Origin of the sequence: Helicobacter didelphidarum, from assembly GCF_003364195.1 — a bacterium.
Lineage (GTDB): Bacteria > Campylobacterota > Campylobacteria > Campylobacterales > Helicobacteraceae > Helicobacter_A > Helicobacter_A didelphidarum.
Genome location: NZ_NXLQ01000014.1, coordinates 37,722 through 55,751 on the forward strand (window position 1 = coordinate 37,722; position 18,030 = coordinate 55,751).

Below are 18,030 nucleotides of genomic sequence, written 5' to 3' on the forward strand. Positions count from 1 at the left end.
TTCAAAAGGTAGAAATGAGAAAGGAGTAAAATGGCATTAAATATTAAATCATTGCAAGATATTATGCGACAGGACCCAGGAGTAGATGGCGACGCACAAAGAATGAATCAAATTATATGGATTTTATTTTTAAAAATTTATGATATTTATGAGAAGCGTTGGAAAACCGCCTCATTGCTTCAAGGTGAAATTTATGAATCCATTATCCCCAAAGATTTGGCGTGGGATTCATGGGCAAAGAGTAAAAATGAGCAGGGACAAGCTATAAAAGAAGCTTTGAGCGGTGATGAATTGCTAGATTTTATCAATAACACACTTTTTCCAACACTCAAAAACCTTACTATTACCAAAGATAGCCCCTTAAATCAAAAAATCGTCAAAAAAGCCTTTGAAGATACAAACAATTATATGAAAAAAGGAATCTTACTGCGACAAGTGATAAATACCATCGATGATATAGAGATTCAAAGCAAAGAAGATAAAAAAGAGCTTTCATTCATTTATGAGAGCTTTTTAAAAACCTTGCAAAGTGCAGGGAATGCGGGAGAATTTTACACGCCTCGTGCGGTTACAGATTTTGTCATACAAATGCTAGAGCCAAAAATCGGCGATAAGATAGCAGACTTAGCTTGTGGCACAGGAGGCTTTCTCACTTCAGCCTATCATTATTTAGAATCTCAAATCAAAACCGCACAAGATATACAAAAGGCAAATTCTTACTTTTATGGTATAGAAAAAAAGCAACTCCCTTTTATCTTAGCCGTTACGGGTTTTCTCATTAATGGCATAGAAAATCCCAATCTCGACCACAGCAATACCCTTGAGATTCCATTTGATGCTTTAAGCGACTTAGAAACTTTTGACATTATCGCGATGAATCCTCCTTATGGCGGAGCAGAAACAAAGGAGATTCAGAGTAATTTCCCAAGTGAATTTCGAAGCAGTGAAACCGCAGATTTATTTATGGCGGTGATTTGTGAGCGTCTAGCACAAGGTGGCAAAGCCGCCGTTGTCTTGCCCGATGGCTTTTTGTTTGGAAATGACACAGCAAAGATAAATCTTAAGAAAAAGCTTTTAGATGAATTGAACTTACACCTTATTTTGAGACTTCCTAAAAGTGTTTTTGCCCCTTATACAAGTATCACGACAAATATTTTGTTTTTTACGAAGCCAGATTTGACACAAGCAAGAGGCACAAAACAAACTTGGTTTTACCGACTTGATATGCCAGAGGGCATTAAAAGCTTTGGCAAAACAAAGTCGATGAAACTCGAGCATTTCGACCCCTTTATAAAATGGAATACAAATAGAGTAGAGCTAAGTGATGAAAGCGGGAATTTCAAGGCAAAGTCTTATAGCAAGCAAGAACTAGAATCAAGAGATTATAATTTTGATTTATGTGGCTTTGTAAGCGAAGAAGAGGAGATTTTAGAGCCTTTTGCGTTAATGGAGCAAGTAAGAAATGAGCGAGAGAGGCTCAATCATACGCTAGATTCTATTATGGATAAAATCGCACAGATTATCAAGGATAATGCGTGAATCTGCTCCAAACTCTTCAAGAAGAGCAAAGCAAAGGCTATAAAAATGGCTTATATCATCATATACAAATCACTTTTGCGTATGATTCCAATCATATCGAGGGAAGCACACTCACACAAGAGCAAACGCAGATGATTTATGAAAAAGATACTTTCTTAGCAAATCCTAGTCAAATCATCAAAACCAATGATATTTTAGAAGCAAAAAATCACTTCAAAGCCTTTGATTTTATCCTGCAAAGTGTGTATGAAAAGCTAAGCTTAGAGTATTTGAAAAAGCTCCATAGCATTGTGAAACAAAATTGCAGTGATATACAAATCATAGGGGATTTTAAGCAAAGCCCGAATTTTATAGGCGAACTCAAGACGACAAGACCAAAAGAAGTGCAAAAAGAGTTAGAAAAATTGCTAAAAAGCTATGATATGAAATCATCAAAAACCATCAATGAGCTGATAGACTTTCACTTTCATTTTGAGAGAATCCACCCTTTTGAAGATGGCAATGGACGCGTTGGCAGACTTTTAGCTTTCAAAGAAGCCCTCAAAAACGACATAATTCCCTTTATCATCGATGAAGAACACAGGCTTTTTTACTATCGAGGATTGAGAGAATATGAGACAAACAAAGGCTATCTCACAGATACTATCCTCGCTTGTCAAGATAGATTGAAAGAAATCTTAGAATATTATGAGGGGGATAATGCGTGAAAACAAGTGTGTTGAAAAAATCTTTGCTTGATTATGCGATAAAAGGACAACTTACAGCTAGATTCCGCCGTGAAAATCCCACTCTCTCCGCCTTTGATGAAATACAAGCGTATAATGATGAGATTCTATTCAAACGCAAAGAATTAGAAAAAGAACTTAAAGCTTTAGAATCTGTATTGAAAGATTCTAAAAAATCAAAAACTTTATCTAAAGAAACTCAAATGATGGATTCTTCAGCTTCACCTCAGAATGACGAAGCAATACCTTGTCATACTGAGCGTAGCGAAGTATCCATAAATAATAAACAGAATCTCAAAGCACAGATTCAATCCCCCTTGTCCCCCTTGAAAGAAAATGGAGATTCTATAAACGACAAAGCTACACTAAAAGCAAAAATCAATGAACTTAAAAAAGAACTTGCAAAATGTAAAACAATAGAGATTCTTAATCCTCATACCGACATTTCCCCTTGTCATACTAAGCATAGCGAAGTATCCCTAGACACAGAATCTCCATTGCGTCATTGCGAGGAGCGAAGCGACGAAGCAATCCATAATACAAACAATAAAAATAAAGTGGATTGCTACGAGGCTAAAGCCTCTCGCAATGACAAAGAAATAAATTGTCATACTGAGCATAGCGAAGTATCCAGAGATACAAAATCTAATCATCGTCTTAGCGAATCTTTAGCCGAAGTATCTATAAATACAAACTACACAGAATCTTTAACCACAAAAAGAAAAAGGTTTATCCTCTCCCCGCTCCCCTTAGCCCAAAAAGAAAAAGTTGCTCCTTTTTCTTTTTGCAATCAAGGGGAGAGCCTCGCTTATTCCGATTCTAGCACTCAAGCGGAGGCGGGACACTACTGCCCGCCTTTTTCCGCTTGCCCGCACCACGAATCGGGCGAGAAAGATAACACAGAATCTCCATTGTGTCATTGCGAACGCAGTGAAGCTTCTGCTTGCAGTTACGAGTGTGAAACACGAAGTAAAATCCACAATACAAACAATATAGATTGCCACGAGGCTAAAGCCTCTCACAATGAGGACTTCCTTTGTTATACTGAATCTTTAGAATCTAAAAAATCTCAAACTATGGATTCTTCAGTCGCTACGCTCCTTCAGAATGACGATACATTGCCTTGCCATACCGACACTACTTCTCATTATAGTGATACCTCCTCTTGTCATACTGAGCATAGCGAAGTATCCATACTCAATCAATCGCACGAAGTGCAACCGCTTCAATCTCGCCTGTTTCGTGGTGCGGAAAAAGAGAAGCAAGGTGGCAGTAGTGCCACCGCTCTTTTGGAGCTAGAAGCAGAGAGAGCGAGGCTCTCCCCTGATTGTAAAAAAGCGGCAACTTTTTTTGGTTGAAGGGGAGCGGAGAGGGGAAAAGATTTTTTGCGATAAAAAAGACGATAACACAGAATCTCCATTGTGTCATTGCGAGGAGCGAAGCGACGAAGCAATCCATAATACAAACAATATAAATAATATGGATTGCTACGCCGACAAGTCGGCTCGCAATGACGAACTCAATAATGCTTTCACTCCACCATTTGAGATTCCACCTACTTGGGCGTGGGTGAGATTGGGGGATATTGGGGAATGGAAAGCAGGCTCAACTCCCTCAAGAACTAATCCAAAATACTACACTAATGGAACGATTTTATGGTTGAAAACAGGAGATTTAAATAATGATGTGGTTTATGAGACAGAAGAAAAAATAACTGAAGAAGCCTTTAAAAGTAGTTCGATGATTCTACATTCAATAAATAGTATTTTAATTGCAATGTATGGTGCGACAATTGGAAAGGTTGGAATTGTCGGAGAAGAAATGGCTACTAATCAAGCTTGTTGTGGTTGTGATACGAATAATACAATATATTATAAATTTTTATTTTATTATTTACAAGCAATTAATGATTGGTTTGTTTCTCAAAGCTTTGGTAGTGGGCAACCTAATATTTCTAAAGAGAAAATATTAGACACTCTAATCCCTCTCCCACCGCTAGAGGAGCAAAAATTTATCGCCAAAGAATTAGAGAATCTTTTTACCCTCACCAAAGGCTTGAGGGTGGAATAAATGAAATTATGCGGGAGTTAAAGCCATATTTTTACTTAATTTTATGGTAAAATACAATAATTTTATTGTAAGGAGCAAATATGCAAACACAAATGATGAATGTAACCTTTCGTATGAGCAAAGAGGACAAACAGCACTTTGAGCGAATTATCAATTCTATGGGGCTTAATCTTAGCTCGGCATTCAATATTTTCGCTAAAGCCGTGATACGAGAAAATGCAATACCCTTTGAACTGCGGGGCGATGAGATACCCAACGCAGAAACGATAAAGACAATAGAGAATATCGAAAACGAAGAGAATCTCGAAACTATCACGATAGAGCAGCTCATCAAAGAGCGCGAAGAGATGAAAGCACACGAAAAGATAGGGTGATAATATGGCATTAGTAATCAAATTAAATATTTATTAAAAAACTTCAAATGTAAGTAAATGTATGCTAAAATACTACAATTTATTTCAAAAAGGATAGATATGAAAACTTCAATCGTGCAATTTAGAATGGATAGCGAACTCAAAGAGACTTTTGAGGCAGTCGTCAAAAGTATGGGGCTTGATATGGGAAGTGCTTTTAGAATGTTTGCGATGCAGGTGCTAAAAAATGGCAAGATACCCTTTGAAGTCGAGGCAATAGACCCTGATACAATATGGACGAAAGCCGACCAAAAAGCGTGGAAAAAGGCACGCAAGGAGCTTGAGAGAGGCGAGACGATAAGCCATGAGCAACTCAAAAGGGAGCTTGGACTATGAAATATGAGCTAGAATACAGCAAGGAACTTAGAAAATTTCTCACAAAACATAGTGATATAAGTGGCAGAATCTTAGAGAAACTCGAAACTCTCGCCCTCAATCCTTATGAAAACTCACTCGATATAAAGCCTCTCAAAGATTCTCCCAATCATTATAGATTAAGGGTGGGAAAATACCGCATTTTGTATGAGATTATTGATGAATGTATCTTGATTTATGCGTATAGAGCGGATTCTCGCGGTGATGTGTATAAATGATGATACAAAAACCCTTATAATATTGCGACACGATAAGGGATAAAATGCGAGGAATACGAAAAAAGCGAGTTTGATACACATACGAGAATCTTTATTTCGCAAAAAATATAGAATCTTATAGAGATTCTAAAAATTCAAGAACTTTGACTCATCGCATTTTCGTGGGTTTGCGGGGTAAAATCAATCGAATCACATCAAAATAGGCTGTAATTATACAAAAGATAAACACGATGGCTACTATCAAGGGAAATGGATTCTCATAATATCAGAATTTGTGTGATTATTTTGTAAGCATTCTTTAATCTTACCTTTGTATTTGCATTCTTACCTACAAATCATCACTTTTTATAACAAAAGCTTTATTTTTTGCTTCTATCTCAAGCTATTTATTTATTCTTTTCACTCATATAAGCTTCCCCATTGTGTGCCTTTTTGAATAAAATATTTGTGTATGGTTTTGTGCTATATAATACAAAAGCATTTTATAAGATTCTATGTAGTGAGAAAAGGTGTGGGTAAAATTGTGTGGTTATAACATTTTCCTAAAAACAAAGCCTGTTTTATCATAATTCATCTTACATTCATAAAAATGATGAGCCGCCGTTCGTGGAAAACTAGAGCTAAGCTCTAGTTCCTTATATCCTGCTTCTTTCGCCCATTTTTGTATAAGACTCAGCGATATAGCACCAAATCCCCTGCCCCTTAATGTATCAGTGATGACAAAGTCGCAAATATAAAGGCATTGTGTGCGATAAAGCACCTCAAAGGGCATAACGCCACACATTCCGATATATTCATTATCAAGCAAAAAGCCAAAAAGGCGATAGCCCATTTTCTCTTTTTGTGCGAAAACTCGCTCTATAAACTCCTCTTGCGAGAGATGCGGACGAAGTTGTTGTGCGATTATATGGAGTTTTGCTAATTCTTGTTTTGAATCTAGCTCTTGCATTGTAAGCATTGTTGTCCTTTTGTGCGAGTTATGCAATGGGTTATCAATTAATATTTTGTAGTTACTTATATGTATCAAAAAATTAAATTTACAAAATGAAGTAGCTTAAGATGAAAATTACCTTTATCGTTTGAGACTAATTTCATATTCGATATTATAGTAATCAAAATCTTTCAAAATAGAAATGCGTCTTTTTTCATCTGGAACAAAGAGTAATAAGTCTAGCGAATCTTGATTTTTAAAATATGAAAAATCTATGCGTCTTTGTCGAAGAATTTCATTAAGACATAAAAATTTATAATCATCAAGATTTTTTACCAAGACTTTTGTATAATCGGTCTTAAGGTCTTCATAACGTTTTACCTCAACATTAATATCAAGGACATTGGATGGAAATTGGTAGGTTGTATCTTTAGCTTTTTCCGTGGCACTACTAATCCACTTTTCATTTTCAGTACTATCCATTTTTGGAATATTAACTATACTATTTACCTGTGGGACATTAGTAATAGGCTGTTCTACAACAACATCGCTATTCTGCATTTTTTTGTAAAATGCATATAACACATAACCACCAACAAGAGTAACAACCAATAATAATCCTGCAATAATACCTCTTATCATACAATCCTGCTATTTTTGTGATTAGAGTTTATTCTTCAAAACATCACCTAGAGTTATTTTTTCCTTAGAACTATAATGATTTAATTCTTGACGCTCTTGTTTTTTCTGAAGGCGACGAATCGAGATTCTAATTCTATTAGCTTTTTTATCGATATAAACCAAAGCCCCTTTTATTGTATCACCAACCTTGATTTCATCTTTATTAAGATTGCCAAAATCTTCATTGCGAATGAGTGCATCGATTTCCTCATTTTCAACCTTAACAAATATACCAAAATCTTTAATATCAATTACTTTACCACTAATTTCATCGTCAATTTGATGAAGTTTCCCAAATTTTTCACTAGGAGATTCAATGAGGTATTTACGATTAAGGGATATTTTTTCATTGGTTCGATCAATTTTTTCAATTCTTACTTCGATTTCATCACCAACTTTAAACTCATCGGAACATTTTTTATTTTTCTCCCAAAACGCATCTTCATTGTGAAGCAATCCATCAACAAAAACAAGATTTATAAAAGCACCAAAGCTTGTAATTGTTGCTATTTTACCTTTTATCACATCGCCAACTTTATGTGCTTTAACAAATTTTTCAAATGGTTTGTCTTGAAGCTTTTTTAAACTTACACGCAACCGACGATTATCGGCATCAATTTCTATAACCTCAACATCAATTTCATCGCCTACTTTTAATTGATCGCTTGGTTGTTTAATATTCTTATCCCAAGATATTTCAGAAATATGCAAAAAACCTTCAATATCATTCCCCAAATCGACAAATGCACCATAAGATTCAAGATTACTTACCGTTACACGAATAACATAGCCAACTTTAATATCATTTTTAATCTCTTTCCATGGATCATCAAAAAGCGCCCGTATTGAAAGCGAAAGGCGATTTTTTTCTTCGTTATACTCAATAGGCTTTACTTGAACCTTATCCCCAACTTTATACATTTTTTCAGGATTAATATGCCCTTTGTAGCTAATTTCGGTAAAATGCACCAAACCTTCAACACTTCCTATATCTACAAATATACCAAATTTCGTTATGCTTTTAACAATACCTTCGTATGCTAATTCTGTCTCTAAAATCTTTTTTGCATTCTCGCGTTGAGCAATGAAATTAGAATCTAAAAATTTTTTACGCGAAATAATAATTGAATTGCTCTCTTTCCGCACATCTATAATACAAGCTTTTATTGGTTTTCCTTGAAATTTTGCATCATCTTTTAAAGCTGAATAATGCTTGGGCATAAAATATTCAACTCCATTTGCAGATTCAACAAGAAAACCACCGCGATTTTTTTTAACAATTATGCCTTCAACAATTTTATCTTTGTAATTATCCCCAAGAGATTGTATTTCATCAATAATTTTTCTATATTTAAAAGCTTTTTTATAGGAAATGACCAAACCACCTTTCCTAGATACATGCACAAGAATTGTATCACCTTCTTTAAATAAGAGATTTCCATTTGAATCTTTTATTTCATCAATAGGCATACGTCCTTCTCTTTTATCACGCACATCTACCATCACAATATCATTATTAATTTTTACAATTTTCCCTTCTTTTACTACACTATCATCAACTTTCTCTTGACGACTAAGTATTGCCCCAAAATCTTCTTCTCCTTCATGTGCAAACATTTCATCAATTTTCTCTGGACTAACTTTCATCGGTTACCTTTTCTTAAATCTTACTAGTCTGATATTTTAATATATTTTCGTTAAAAAACATATTAAAAATTAGAAAAAATATTTTTATTTCTTTTTTCATAAACGATTTTAATCATTTTTAAGTATGATTTCAATAAAACTAAGACTAAAACCTTAAAAGTCATATTAAGATTCTATTAAGAAATGAAGGAACTATTGTTTAAAATATGAGTAAAATTCAATTTACATTTGAAGGGTAAAATATGTTTGTTGATAGTGTAGAAATCATTATTGCATCTGGACATGGAGGCGCCGGAGCAGTAAGTTTTAGGAGAGAAAAATTTGTTATTCAAGGTGGTCCTGATGGTGGTGATGGTGGAAGGGGAGGTGATGTATATTTTCTTGTAGATAAAAACACATCAACATTAGCAAATTTCAGGGGACATAAAAAATATTTTGCAGGCAATGGATTACAAGGAGAGGGACGAAATTGTAATGGTAAAAAAGGGCAAGATATGATTATAAAAGTGCCACCTGGCACACAAGTTATAGAATCTGATACAAACAAAATTCTCTTTGATTTAACACATGAAAATCAAAGAGAAAAAATACTTGAGGGAGGTAAAGGCGGACTTGGAAACGTGCACTTCAAAAACTCTGTTAATCAACGCCCAACTTATGCACAAAAAGGCTTAGAGGGGAAAAGTCTCAACATTCGCCTTGAATTGAAATTAATTGCTGATGTAGCATTAGTTGGGCTTCCAAATGTGGGTAAATCAAGTCTTATTGCGACACTTACAAATTCCCGCCCAAAAATCGCAAATTATGAATTTACAACACTTATTCCAAATCTTGGTGTAGTTGATATAAATGAATTTACTTCATTCGTAATAGCAGATATTCCAGGGCTAATAGAAGGTGCGAGCAATGGTAAGGGGCTTGGATTACACTTTTTGCGTCATATTGAACGCACCAAGATTCTGTTATTTATGCTTGATATAACATATTGGACAACACATTCTATAAATTCTCAAGAAACACAACAACAAGAAACAAGCGAATATAATAATACGCATAATATGATAGAATCTTTTTTTATGCAAAATGAATTAAAGACTCTCTCTTACGAACAAGATTCTGAATATGATATTCAAAATGAAGCCATACAAAAAGGACTTATTAGGCAATTTGCAACTCTTTATTATGAATTACTTAAATATTCACCAATTCTAGCAAATCGTCCTTACGCGATTGCATTGACAAAAAGCGATACAGAATCTATTTATCGTTTAGGAAGATTTTCATTTACAAAAAAAGATATAAAGGTTGCTGATACAAATTTTTATATCTCTAATATTTTTGATAATTTTTTACAACATGGCATTACGCTTAAACAACAAAGGCAACAAGATTCTAAAGAGTGCATAGCACAAGGAGAACAACAAATATTTTTGCAAGAACCACTCTTTATTTGCCCTATCTCTTCGGTTTCACATACAAACCTTGAAATTCTTAAAACACTCTTATATCAGAGCATTCAGATTCTAGAAGAATAATAAATTTTCAAAATAAAGGAGAATACTATGTTATTATACAACGGCAAACATAGCCCACTTGATACACCAGAGTTACCAAAAATTATAAGTGATGAACCCATCAAAGATTCTCAATATATTGAATTGCGTCGTATTACATTCCAAGAAGAAGAAAAAACAAAGATTTGGGATATTGCAAAATCACATAATAGCGTTGCTGTATTGCTTTATGAAAAAGAGATGCAAGGTTTTGTTTTCGTTCGACAATTTCGCGTGAGTGTATTTCTTAAAAATCCAAAGCACGGTTATATTTATGAACTCTGTGCAGGATTATGCGACAAGGATAATAAAAGTGTAGAGCAAACTACAATCGAAGAGATAGAAGAGGAATGTGGCTATCGCATAGAAACTTCACAACTTTGTAAAATTAATGAATTTTATAGTAGTGTAGGCATGAATGGTGCATTACAGAATCTTTTTTATGCACAAATAGATTCTAAAGATAGAGTAAATGCTGGTGGTGGAAACAAAAATGAAAATGAAAATATTGAATTGGTTTTTGTGCCACGCAATCTCATTCATGAGTTTTTAGATGATGAAAATTGTCCAAAAGCACAAAGCCTTTGTTATGCGGTATTATGGTTTGAAAAATATGAGGAAACACTCAAAAATTCTTCATCTAAGAATTTATAAATACATTATAGAATCATAAAAATATCAAAAAGTTCGTATAAAATTGCAATGTATTTATGTTACATAAAGGGCTAAGCTATCAGCTAAGAAAAAATCATTTGCATAGATTCTACCTTGCTTTTCAAATATCATATTTTCACTAAAAAGTATTTCGAGTTTCTCTGCTTTGCATAATTCTTTTTGCACACCAATTTCACTTCGTAATCCTAAAAAAACTGCTTCAAATTCGAGTTCTTTAGAACTAAGATTTTCAATGCGTTTTTGCAATGGATTATGAATATAAGATTCTATCTTATTGATACCGCTATAACGCGTTGTTCCAATGCGTCCAACTGCACTTGCACCAATACCAAGATACTCATCTCCACTCCAATAACCGAGATTATGCAAACACTTTTTATTGCGTGCATAATTTGAGACTTCATATTGCTTCAACCCTTGAGAATCTAAAAAATCACGCACAAATGAAGCATAACTTATAGTGGAACATGTGTCATGTCGGTTATTAAGACTAAATCGTGAATGTGAATCGACACTTAGGCTATAAGCAGAAAGGTGATTTACCCCAAGATTCAGGGCAGATTCTAGTTCTGTTTGTAATCTTTCTTGTGTATCAAGCACACAATCAAAAATTATATCAAGACTAATGTTGTCAAAATATGTTCTTGCCAAATCAAAAGCATAATAAATATCTTTTTGGTTATGTTGTCGTTCTAAAAGTTGCAATTTGTCGGTAAAAAAGCTTTGTACTCCCATACTTAAACGATTAAGCCCAAGTGATTGAAGCTCAAGTAACCATGACTTTTTTAAAAGATTTGGATTAGATTCCATATTGATTTCACAATTTTTTTCACATAATGGTAAGAGAATTTCGAATAATTCGTAATAATATGATGAATCTACAATATTTGGTGTGCCACCACCAATAAAAATTGTTGAGATATTTTTTATATTATATGAATTTAGTTGATGTAGCAAATCCTTTTTTAATGCAGTAAAATATGGTGCAATAAGTTCTAATTTATTAACCTCAGAAAAGAATGCACAATATCCACATTTTGAATCGCAAAATGGAATATGAATATATAAATGCAAAAATTCTCCTTTTTTGATATAATAATAAATTATTTATCTTGATAATCACAAATTAGAATGCTTATTCTAATGTAACACATTAATACAACAAAATTCGGAACTATAACAAAGAATTATGAATTTTGATAAAAAATTAATGAATAAGTAAGAAAGATATAGAAAAAGAAAAATGGTTTGTAATTTATATAAATCATTGTTTAATATTTCTTGAAGAGCTAGAATCTTTTATTGTTACTTGATTTCAGATTCTAAAAATAAGGGAAAAATATGGCAGATGAGGAGAAAACACAAGCCCCAACACATAGAAAAATAGAGAAAGCCCGTGAGGAAGGAAGCATCGCAAAAAGTCCCGATTTAGTTGGATTTGCTGGGCTTGTTGTAGGGCTTTTACTATTGTTTATTATTTTTCCTTTTTGGGTGAAAACTTTTAAGGGATTATATATAGAATGTATAAAACTCTTTTCTATTGACTTTGATATTTATTTGGTTTTCTCACTTTCACTTATGCTATTAAAAATTTGTGCACTCTGTGCATTACCATTTTTTCTTGCTTTGATGATTGCCGGGGTTGTTGGCAATGTGGCACAATTTGGATTCTTACTAAGTTTTAAAATCATTCAACCAAAGATTGATAAGATCAATCCTATCAAGGGTGCAAAGAATCTTTTTTCATTAAAAAAGCTTCTTGATGGATTTATGATTACCTTGAAAGTATGTATAGCTTTTGGAATTGGTTTTTTCATTTTTATTGGTTTTTTAGATGAGATTGCTGGAGTATCAATTAGCCCATTAAAACAACAATTATTATGGTTTTATCATAAAGCATTGATACTTGTTGGTGTGTTACTTGGGGTATTTTTGGTTATGGGGGTTTTAGATTTTTTAATCAAACGTTACCAATACATTAAAAGTTTGCGTATGAGCAAGCAGGAAGTCAAAGATGAATTTAAACAACAAGAGGGGAATCAAGAAGTTAAAGCAAAGATTCGGCAAATTATGATGAAAAATGCTATGAATAAGATGATGAGTTCAATACCAACCGCCAATGTTGTTGTTACAAACCCAACACATTATGCCGTCGCTTTGAGATTTGATAGTGAAAAAGAATCAGCACCGATTGTCGTTGCAAAGGGTATTGATCATTTAGCAGTGCGAATTAAAGGGATTGCTAGAGAACATGAGATTCTCATTATTGAGAATCCTCCACTAGCTCGTGAGCTATATCGTCTTGTTGATGTAGATAGAATGATACCGGTAGAAATGTTTGAGGCTGTTGTTGAGTTATTTAAGCAAGTTGCTGTGCTAGAGGAACAAAGAGGGCGAATGCCTGGCTTTATGCAAAAAGTAGAGGAAAAAATACAACATCAAAAAGTTGCAACACAATAATACTTCTCATAAATATGGTTTGGAGAATATTAACAAATTTAAGAGAAATAAAAATAGTTTGTAGATTTTATTTCTCATTAATCTTTACTTGTATTTTTCACTTACCAGAACAACTCATCGAGATACTCTACGATGAATTATGTCCTCTAGCATATTTTTTAAAAAGGTTTTTAAATTTCTCTAAATTTTTATATATGGTGTGGCTTATAGTCAAAGTCATAATATACAATATTTCTTTTATTCTCTTTATCTCTTATTTTATATAGATTTTTATACTTTTTTCTTGATTTTTTAAATCTCATGAATGAAACGATATATAAATACAAATTTAACTTATTTTTTAGAGTATATGAAAGAGCGTTAGATAGGTAATTTTAAGGGGTTAGATTATATGTGAGGGTTATTATTCTGTCTGTTATGTAGCACATATTTTTCTAGCTAAATCAAAGTTATTCATTACAATGTCATAACTGTCCTTTCCTCTTACAAACTTCCAAAATATTTTGTCAAGAGTATCAAGAAAAAAAACAATATGAACATTTTTATTTGATATATATTTTAAAAATTCTTCTGTAACATATATACCATTTGTAACTTCAATTATATGAATTATGTCTCTAATATTTTCTATTATACACTCATAAATATCTCTAAATAATTTACTTAGAAAGTTAAGTTATATCATAAAATAAGTTCTATTTGAAAAAAGTGCAATATTTTTAGAGTATTGTGGTAAAATATAACATTGATTAATTTATGGTGCAATCATGAAAAATAATAAAAATATAATTCCTTTCAAACAAACAAAATCTATTTCGTTAGAACGCAACACAAAAGAGACGCAAATTTCTCTTTTACTAGATCTTTATGGTGAGGGAAAAAGTGAAATTGATACCGGAATTGGGTTTTTTAATCACATGTTGGAAGCATTCAGCAAACATTCTTTGATTAATATGAAATTGCATTGTAAAGGCGACTTGTTTATAGATTTTCATCATAGTGTCGAGGATTGTGGTATAGTGGTTGGCACAGCATTACGACAAGCTATTTTTCCTGTGCAAAATATCGAACGTTTTGGTAATGGTGCGGTTGTAATGGATGAAGCATGTGTTGAATGTGATATTGATGTAAGTAATCGAGCATTTTTGCTTTTTGATATGAGTAATGCAGAACATGGATTCTATGGAAGGATTAAAGATTTTGATATTGAATTAGTTGAAGAATTTTTCCGTGCAGTGGTAATAAATGCTGGTTTAAGTATGCATATTGTTCTGAAACGAGGAAAAAACCTACACCATATTACAGAATCTGCTTTTAAAGCTTTTGGACTAAGTTTGAGACGTGCAATTACAATCAACCCAAGAATTCAAATCCCAAGCACGAAAGGTTGTTTATGAGTGATATGATTAAGATGATAGTTTTAGATGTTGATGGGACACTAACAAATGGACAAATTACACTTACAAAAATTAATGATGTATTTACAGAATCAAAAAGCTTCAATGTTAAAGATGGAATGGGGATTACAGAATGGATTAATGGTGGTGGAGTTGTAAGTATTATCAGCGGAAGACGATGTGCTATTACACAATATCGTGCAAATGAATTAGGGGTGCAGGAAGTGCATTTAGGAGTGCAAGATAAACTTGCTTGTCTTAAAGAAATTTGTGAAAAATATAGAATCTTACCCGATAATGTTGCTTGTATTGGAGATGATGTTAATGATATTAATATGTATGCTTTTTGTCGTTATAGTTTCGCTCCTGCAGACGCAAGTGCAATTAATAAGACTCGTGCTTCTTTTGTAACACATGCAAAAGGTGGGGAAGGTGCTGTGCGAGAAATGATAGAGATTCTCTCTGGTATTAAAGATTAACTATAATATAGAATCTTAGTATATGTTGAAGTAATAAAGCATAAATATTATTTCTTGAGATTCCCAAATCGATAGTAAAAAAGGAGGAAATATGAAGTTATCGATAGCCATAAAAAAAGCATTTAATGATACATTAAAATTAAAAAATACAATTACGAATGATTTTGAGCTAGAAGGTTTAGCACCGGTAGAATCTGCCAATAATAAACAATTAAGCTATATTAATCAAGATAAGTATGTAAAAGATTTAAATAATTCTCAAGCTGGTGCAGTGCTTATTAAAGAATCTTTGCAAGAAATGATACCCAATCACATACAACCACTTGTTGTAGATAATCCACATTTGGCTTTTGCACTTTTATCGCAACTTTTTGCAAAAGGAGATTTTATAAGTTCTGATTATTCAGAATCTTATATTCACCCAAGTGCAAACATTGCTTCTAATGTTTCGTTGGGTAAGAATGTAAAAATTGGTGCAAATACAATGATTATGCAAAATGTTGTTATTGCTGATAATGTCTGTATTGGTGAGAATTGCAAGATTTATCCAAATGTCGTGATTTATCGTGAAAGTGAAATTGGCAATCGTGTCCTAATTCATGCTGGAACCGTGATTGGTAGCGATGGCTTTGGTTATGCACAAACTGCATTGGGCGAACATGTAAAGATTGAGCATGGTGGTAAGACAATTATAGAGGATGATGTTGAGATTGGTGCAAATAATGTAATTGATAGAGCTGTGTTTGGTGAGACATGTGTTAAGAAAGGAAGTAAAGTTGGACATAGTTGCGTAATCGCACATAATTCCATTGTGGGCGAAAATTCTTTATTGGTGGCACAAGTTGGATTGGCTGGTTCGACTACTATGGGACGCAATGTTGTCTTGGGTGGGCAAGTTGGCACCGGAGGGCATGTGCATATCGGTGACTTTACTCAAGTTGCTGGACGCGGTGCAGTTTCTAAAAATCTACCACCAAAAAGTAAATGGGGTGGGCATCCTATCATGGAGCTTGATGAATGGATGAAGTTTTATGTGCGTTTGCGAAGATTATTAAAACAAAAAGATTCCAAAGAGTAAAATTTATATTTTTATTAATTTACAAATGAGACTTTCATATTGTCAAAGAGAATTTTATGGAAGTTTTAGAATAGGAGGATAAAAATGAATGGAACAAAGAAAAAAGAAATTGAATCTTGGTTAGATTCCCTCAAAATAGCATTATTAGAATCAGATAGTCAAAAAGCATTTGAAATCACACAAAATCTCCCGTTTAACACAGATTTTATAGAGACAATACAGCATAATGATAACGATATGCTTGAGTATCTTAACATAGCAAAAGAATTGATTACCCAAACTATTCATCTGCTTCATGAAAATAAAAATTCCACACGAATGCAACTTGATAAAATTCGTCAGACACGGCTATTCTTCATGTGAATTTGTTTTTTGATGAATGATTCTCACAAGTGATGTAATATCATATTCTCTGATTTTTTTCTCCATTGTTTCAAAATAAGATTCTATATTATCTTGAGTGAGGATATGCTTACCCTTTGCAATAGAATCTAATTGTATTGAGTTCATATCGGCATTATAATGTGTTCTTTCCCAATAGTGCGTTATATCATCAGCATAATCCAGATCATCAAAGCCATAAAGTGTAGCATTTGGTAATGTCTCTATCTGTTGTAAAAAATAAATGATATATTGCTTTGTCTGTCTAAAAAACTCAATTCCATTAGCATAATACGCAAATCGTGAATATGTTGGGATAATAAAAGAAAATTGTGTATTTGGATTATTTTTTACAAATGAGAGAACATATTTATCAATAATACTTGTATTTACCCTGTTTGGTTTATGTTTGGTTGCATTTTCTTCTAAAAAGCTATTCATATTTTTCTCTGCAATTTTTGTAAGCTCTGGCTTTATCCACGAAATATCATAACTTTTGATTTCTTGCGTATTGATTGTGCTATCTTGTTGTATCCTTTTCTCTCCAACACATTTTTTATCTTTGCTCCATCTTAAAGCACAGGAAACAAACCTCCAATTAAAGTAAAACTTTATAATATCAAGATTTGAATTTTTATATAAAAAAGCAAATCCGCTTGTATCCCAAAAGTAAGTAAAATAATCAGGGTCAAAAGAGTACACTACATGCTTGATATGTTTTTTTTGCAATGCATATTGTAAAATAATAGCTCGTTGATTAAATGTTCCTCCACTCATAGAGAGATTAGCCCAAATGCCGCCTAATTTATCATTTGCTTCTTGTGTTGATGTCTTCTCAAGCATAGAAGTGCCAAGAATAATAGAATCAAAATCATAGTGATCAATAATGCCTTTATTCTGAATGCGTGCATCGCCTGAAAAAGTTATCTCTCTCCAATATGGCTTATGCCAAAACTGCATTGGGTCATAGAGATAGAGTAATGTTACTAAAACAAAAAAGAATGGTAATGGTATCAGAATACCAAGTGAAAATTTCTTATACTTATTCATAATACCCCTAGAAATTAAAATAGATAAATTCATTGTATGGATTAACATTTGCTGCTACTATGGGCATCCAAAGCAGTAACATTGTTATTAAGAATGTTTTTGTGTCTGGTTTAAAGTATCGTGTAAAATATATGCTATTTTTACAATAGAAACAAATGAAAAATGAAATAATGATATAAAGCAGTGTTCTCTCACTTCCATGAAGTTGTCCTAACATTACCCCAACCTTATACCACTTCTGTGGTAACCCCACCCAACTAATCCCAAACATACTCTTCAGCAAGCTTATAGCAGTATCTAAGTTTTCAGCTCTAAAAAATATCCAAGCAATATTGACAAAATTAAAAGTAAGAATCCA

General features: G+C 33.1%; 19 protein-coding genes and 1 pseudogene. 14 read left to right on the top strand and 6 right to left on the bottom strand.

Going from position 1 to position 18,030, the window contains the following annotated elements; all coding sequences use genetic code 11:
* The first annotated feature begins 30 nt into the window (after positions 1–30).
* From CQA53_RS06820 to CQA53_RS06850, 7 genes are all read left to right on the top strand, one after another.
* Positions 31–1,539 (top strand): class I SAM-dependent DNA methyltransferase, encoded by a 1,509-nt coding sequence (locus CQA53_RS06820; RefSeq protein ID WP_115543266.1) that lies wholly within the window; start codon positions 31–33, stop codon positions 1,537–1,539.
* The gene (locus tag CQA53_RS06825) at positions 1,536–2,246 is read left to right on the top strand and encodes a Fic family protein (RefSeq protein ID WP_245945756.1); all 711 of its coding nucleotides are present in this window, start codon (positions 1,536–1,538) and stop codon (positions 2,244–2,246) included. The genes CQA53_RS06820 and CQA53_RS06825 overlap by 4 nt, the downstream gene beginning before the upstream one ends.
* A complete protein-coding gene (locus CQA53_RS06830; protein WP_115543267.1) occupies positions 2,243–3,622 on the top strand; it encodes a hypothetical protein in 1,380 nt (459 codons plus the stop codon). Before CQA53_RS06825 ends, CQA53_RS06830 begins: the two co-directional genes overlap by 4 nt.
* The gene (locus CQA53_RS06835; RefSeq protein ID WP_115543268.1) at positions 3,615–4,334 is read left to right on the top strand and encodes a restriction endonuclease subunit S; all 720 of its coding nucleotides are present in this window, start codon (positions 3,615–3,617) and stop codon (positions 4,332–4,334) included. Before CQA53_RS06830 ends, CQA53_RS06835 begins: the two co-directional genes overlap by 8 nt.
* 80 nt (positions 4,335–4,414) lie before the next feature.
* On the top strand, positions 4,415–4,708 hold the full coding sequence (locus CQA53_RS06840) for a type II toxin-antitoxin system RelB/DinJ family antitoxin (RefSeq protein WP_115543269.1): 294 nt from the start codon (positions 4,415–4,417) through the stop codon (positions 4,706–4,708).
* Between the two features lie 99 nt (positions 4,709–4,807).
* Positions 4,808–5,083: a type II toxin-antitoxin system RelB/DinJ family antitoxin gene (locus tag CQA53_RS06845; protein WP_181882383.1), complete on the top strand. Its 276-nt coding sequence runs from the start codon at positions 4,808–4,810 to the stop codon at positions 5,081–5,083.
* A complete protein-coding gene (locus tag CQA53_RS06850) occupies positions 5,080–5,340 on the top strand; it encodes a type II toxin-antitoxin system RelE family toxin (protein ID WP_115543271.1) in 261 nt (86 codons plus the stop codon). The genes CQA53_RS06845 and CQA53_RS06850 overlap by 4 nt, the downstream gene beginning before the upstream one ends.
* 529 nt (positions 5,341–5,869) lie before the next feature.
* On the opposite strand, the gene CQA53_RS06855 is transcribed toward CQA53_RS06850, so the two are convergent.
* The 3 genes from CQA53_RS06855 to CQA53_RS06865 form a co-directional block, all read right to left on the bottom strand.
* A complete protein-coding gene (locus CQA53_RS06855; protein WP_115543272.1) occupies positions 5,870–6,298 on the bottom strand; it encodes a GNAT family N-acetyltransferase in 429 nt (142 codons plus the stop codon).
* Positions 6,299–6,412: 114 nt separating this feature from the next.
* Positions 6,413–6,913, bottom strand: coding sequence for a hypothetical protein (locus CQA53_RS06860; protein WP_115543273.1), 501 nt, complete (start codon positions 6,911–6,913; stop codon positions 6,413–6,415).
* A 21-nt stretch (positions 6,914–6,934) separates the two neighbouring features.
* Positions 6,935–8,599, bottom strand: a complete 1,665-nt coding sequence (locus CQA53_RS06865; protein WP_115543274.1) for a 30S ribosomal protein S1 — start codon at positions 8,597–8,599, stop codon at positions 6,935–6,937.
* A 242-nt stretch (positions 8,600–8,841) separates the two neighbouring features.
* Between CQA53_RS06865 and obgE the strand changes: the two genes are divergently transcribed.
* Both obgE and CQA53_RS06875 read left to right on the top strand, forming a co-directional pair.
* A complete protein-coding gene (gene obgE / locus CQA53_RS06870; protein ID WP_115543275.1) occupies positions 8,842–10,134 on the top strand; it encodes a GTPase ObgE in 1,293 nt (430 codons plus the stop codon).
* A gap of 27 nt (positions 10,135–10,161) precedes the next feature.
* A complete protein-coding gene (locus tag CQA53_RS06875; protein WP_115543276.1) occupies positions 10,162–10,806 on the top strand; it encodes an NUDIX domain-containing protein in 645 nt (214 codons plus the stop codon).
* A 54-nt stretch (positions 10,807–10,860) separates the two neighbouring features.
* Here the strand turns inward: CQA53_RS06875 and hemW are convergent, their stop codons facing one another.
* Positions 10,861–11,901: a radical SAM family heme chaperone HemW gene (gene hemW, locus CQA53_RS06880; RefSeq protein ID WP_115543277.1), complete on the bottom strand. Its 1,041-nt coding sequence runs from the start codon at positions 11,899–11,901 to the stop codon at positions 10,861–10,863.
* A gap of 267 nt (positions 11,902–12,168) precedes the next feature.
* On the opposite strand from hemW, the gene flhB reads away from it, so the two are divergent.
* The 5 genes from flhB to CQA53_RS06905 all read left to right on the top strand — a co-directional run bounded on the left by flhB (position 12,169) and on the right by CQA53_RS06905 (position 16,604).
* Entirely contained in the window at positions 12,169–13,287 is a 1,119-nt protein-coding gene (flhB, locus tag CQA53_RS06885) for a flagellar biosynthesis protein FlhB (RefSeq protein ID WP_115543278.1), read from the top strand.
* Between the two features lie 767 nt (positions 13,288–14,054).
* Complete coding sequence (hisB, locus tag CQA53_RS06890) at positions 14,055–14,684, top strand: imidazoleglycerol-phosphate dehydratase HisB (protein ID WP_115543279.1); 630 nt, start codon at positions 14,055–14,057, stop codon at positions 14,682–14,684.
* Positions 14,681–15,163 carry a KdsC family phosphatase gene (locus CQA53_RS06895; RefSeq protein ID WP_115543280.1) on the top strand — a complete coding sequence of 161 codons (483 nt, stop codon included), beginning with the start codon at positions 14,681–14,683 and terminating at the stop codon, positions 15,161–15,163. The genes hisB and CQA53_RS06895 overlap by 4 nt, the downstream gene beginning before the upstream one ends.
* Positions 15,164–15,254: 91 nt before the next feature.
* Complete coding sequence (lpxD, locus tag CQA53_RS06900) at positions 15,255–16,241, top strand: UDP-3-O-(3-hydroxymyristoyl)glucosamine N-acyltransferase (protein WP_115543281.1); 987 nt, start codon at positions 15,255–15,257, stop codon at positions 16,239–16,241.
* Positions 16,242–16,325: 84 nt separating this feature from the next.
* Entirely contained in the window at positions 16,326–16,604 is a 279-nt protein-coding gene (locus CQA53_RS06905; protein WP_115543282.1) for a hypothetical protein, read from the top strand.
* On the opposite strand, the gene CQA53_RS06910 is transcribed toward CQA53_RS06905, so the two are convergent.
* Both CQA53_RS06910 and CQA53_RS12340 read right to left on the bottom strand, forming a co-directional pair.
* Positions 16,590–17,672, bottom strand: a complete 1,083-nt coding sequence (locus CQA53_RS06910) for a hypothetical protein (protein WP_115543283.1) — start codon at positions 17,670–17,672, stop codon at positions 16,590–16,592. The genes CQA53_RS06905 and CQA53_RS06910 overlap by 15 nt on opposite strands.
* 7 nt (positions 17,673–17,679) lie before the next feature.
* A pseudogene (locus CQA53_RS12340) lies at positions 17,680–18,030 on the bottom strand (MBOAT family O-acyltransferase); the annotation flags it as partial.

What these genes read in the sequence shown, in the direction of transcription:
- CQA53_RS06820 (WP_115543266.1), top strand. Translation starts at nt 31, where the DNA reads ATGGCATTAAATATTAAATCATTGCAAGATATTATGCGACAGGACCCA.
- CQA53_RS06840 (WP_115543269.1), top strand. Translation starts at nt 4,415, where the DNA reads ATGCAAACACAAATGATGAATGTAACCTTTCGTATGAGCAAAGAGGAC.
- CQA53_RS06845 (WP_181882383.1), top strand. Translation starts at nt 4,808, where the DNA reads ATGAAAACTTCAATCGTGCAATTTAGAATGGATAGCGAACTCAAAGAG.
- CQA53_RS06850 (WP_115543271.1), top strand. Translation starts at nt 5,080, where the DNA reads ATGAAATATGAGCTAGAATACAGCAAGGAACTTAGAAAATTTCTCACA.
- CQA53_RS06855 (WP_115543272.1), bottom strand. Translation starts at nt 6,298, where the DNA reads ATGCTTACAATGCAAGAGCTAGATTCAAAACAAGAATTAGCAAAACTC.
- CQA53_RS06860 (WP_115543273.1), bottom strand. Translation starts at nt 6,913, where the DNA reads ATGATAAGAGGTATTATTGCAGGATTATTATTGGTTGTTACTCTTGTT.
- CQA53_RS06865 (WP_115543274.1), bottom strand. Translation starts at nt 8,599, where the DNA reads ATGAAAGTTAGTCCAGAGAAAATTGATGAAATGTTTGCACATGAAGGA.
- obgE (WP_115543275.1), top strand. Translation starts at nt 8,842, where the DNA reads ATGTTTGTTGATAGTGTAGAAATCATTATTGCATCTGGACATGGAGGC.
- CQA53_RS06875 (WP_115543276.1), top strand. Translation starts at nt 10,162, where the DNA reads ATGTTATTATACAACGGCAAACATAGCCCACTTGATACACCAGAGTTA.
- flhB (WP_115543278.1), top strand. Translation starts at nt 12,169, where the DNA reads ATGGCAGATGAGGAGAAAACACAAGCCCCAACACATAGAAAAATAGAG.
- hisB (WP_115543279.1), top strand. Translation starts at nt 14,055, where the DNA reads ATGAAAAATAATAAAAATATAATTCCTTTCAAACAAACAAAATCTATT.
- CQA53_RS06895 (WP_115543280.1), top strand. Translation starts at nt 14,681, where the DNA reads ATGAGTGATATGATTAAGATGATAGTTTTAGATGTTGATGGGACACTA.
- lpxD (WP_115543281.1), top strand. Translation starts at nt 15,255, where the DNA reads ATGAAGTTATCGATAGCCATAAAAAAAGCATTTAATGATACATTAAAA.
- CQA53_RS06905 (WP_115543282.1), top strand. Translation starts at nt 16,326, where the DNA reads ATGAATGGAACAAAGAAAAAAGAAATTGAATCTTGGTTAGATTCCCTC.
- CQA53_RS06910 (WP_115543283.1), bottom strand. Translation starts at nt 17,672, where the DNA reads ATGAATAAGTATAAGAAATTTTCACTTGGTATTCTGATACCATTACCA.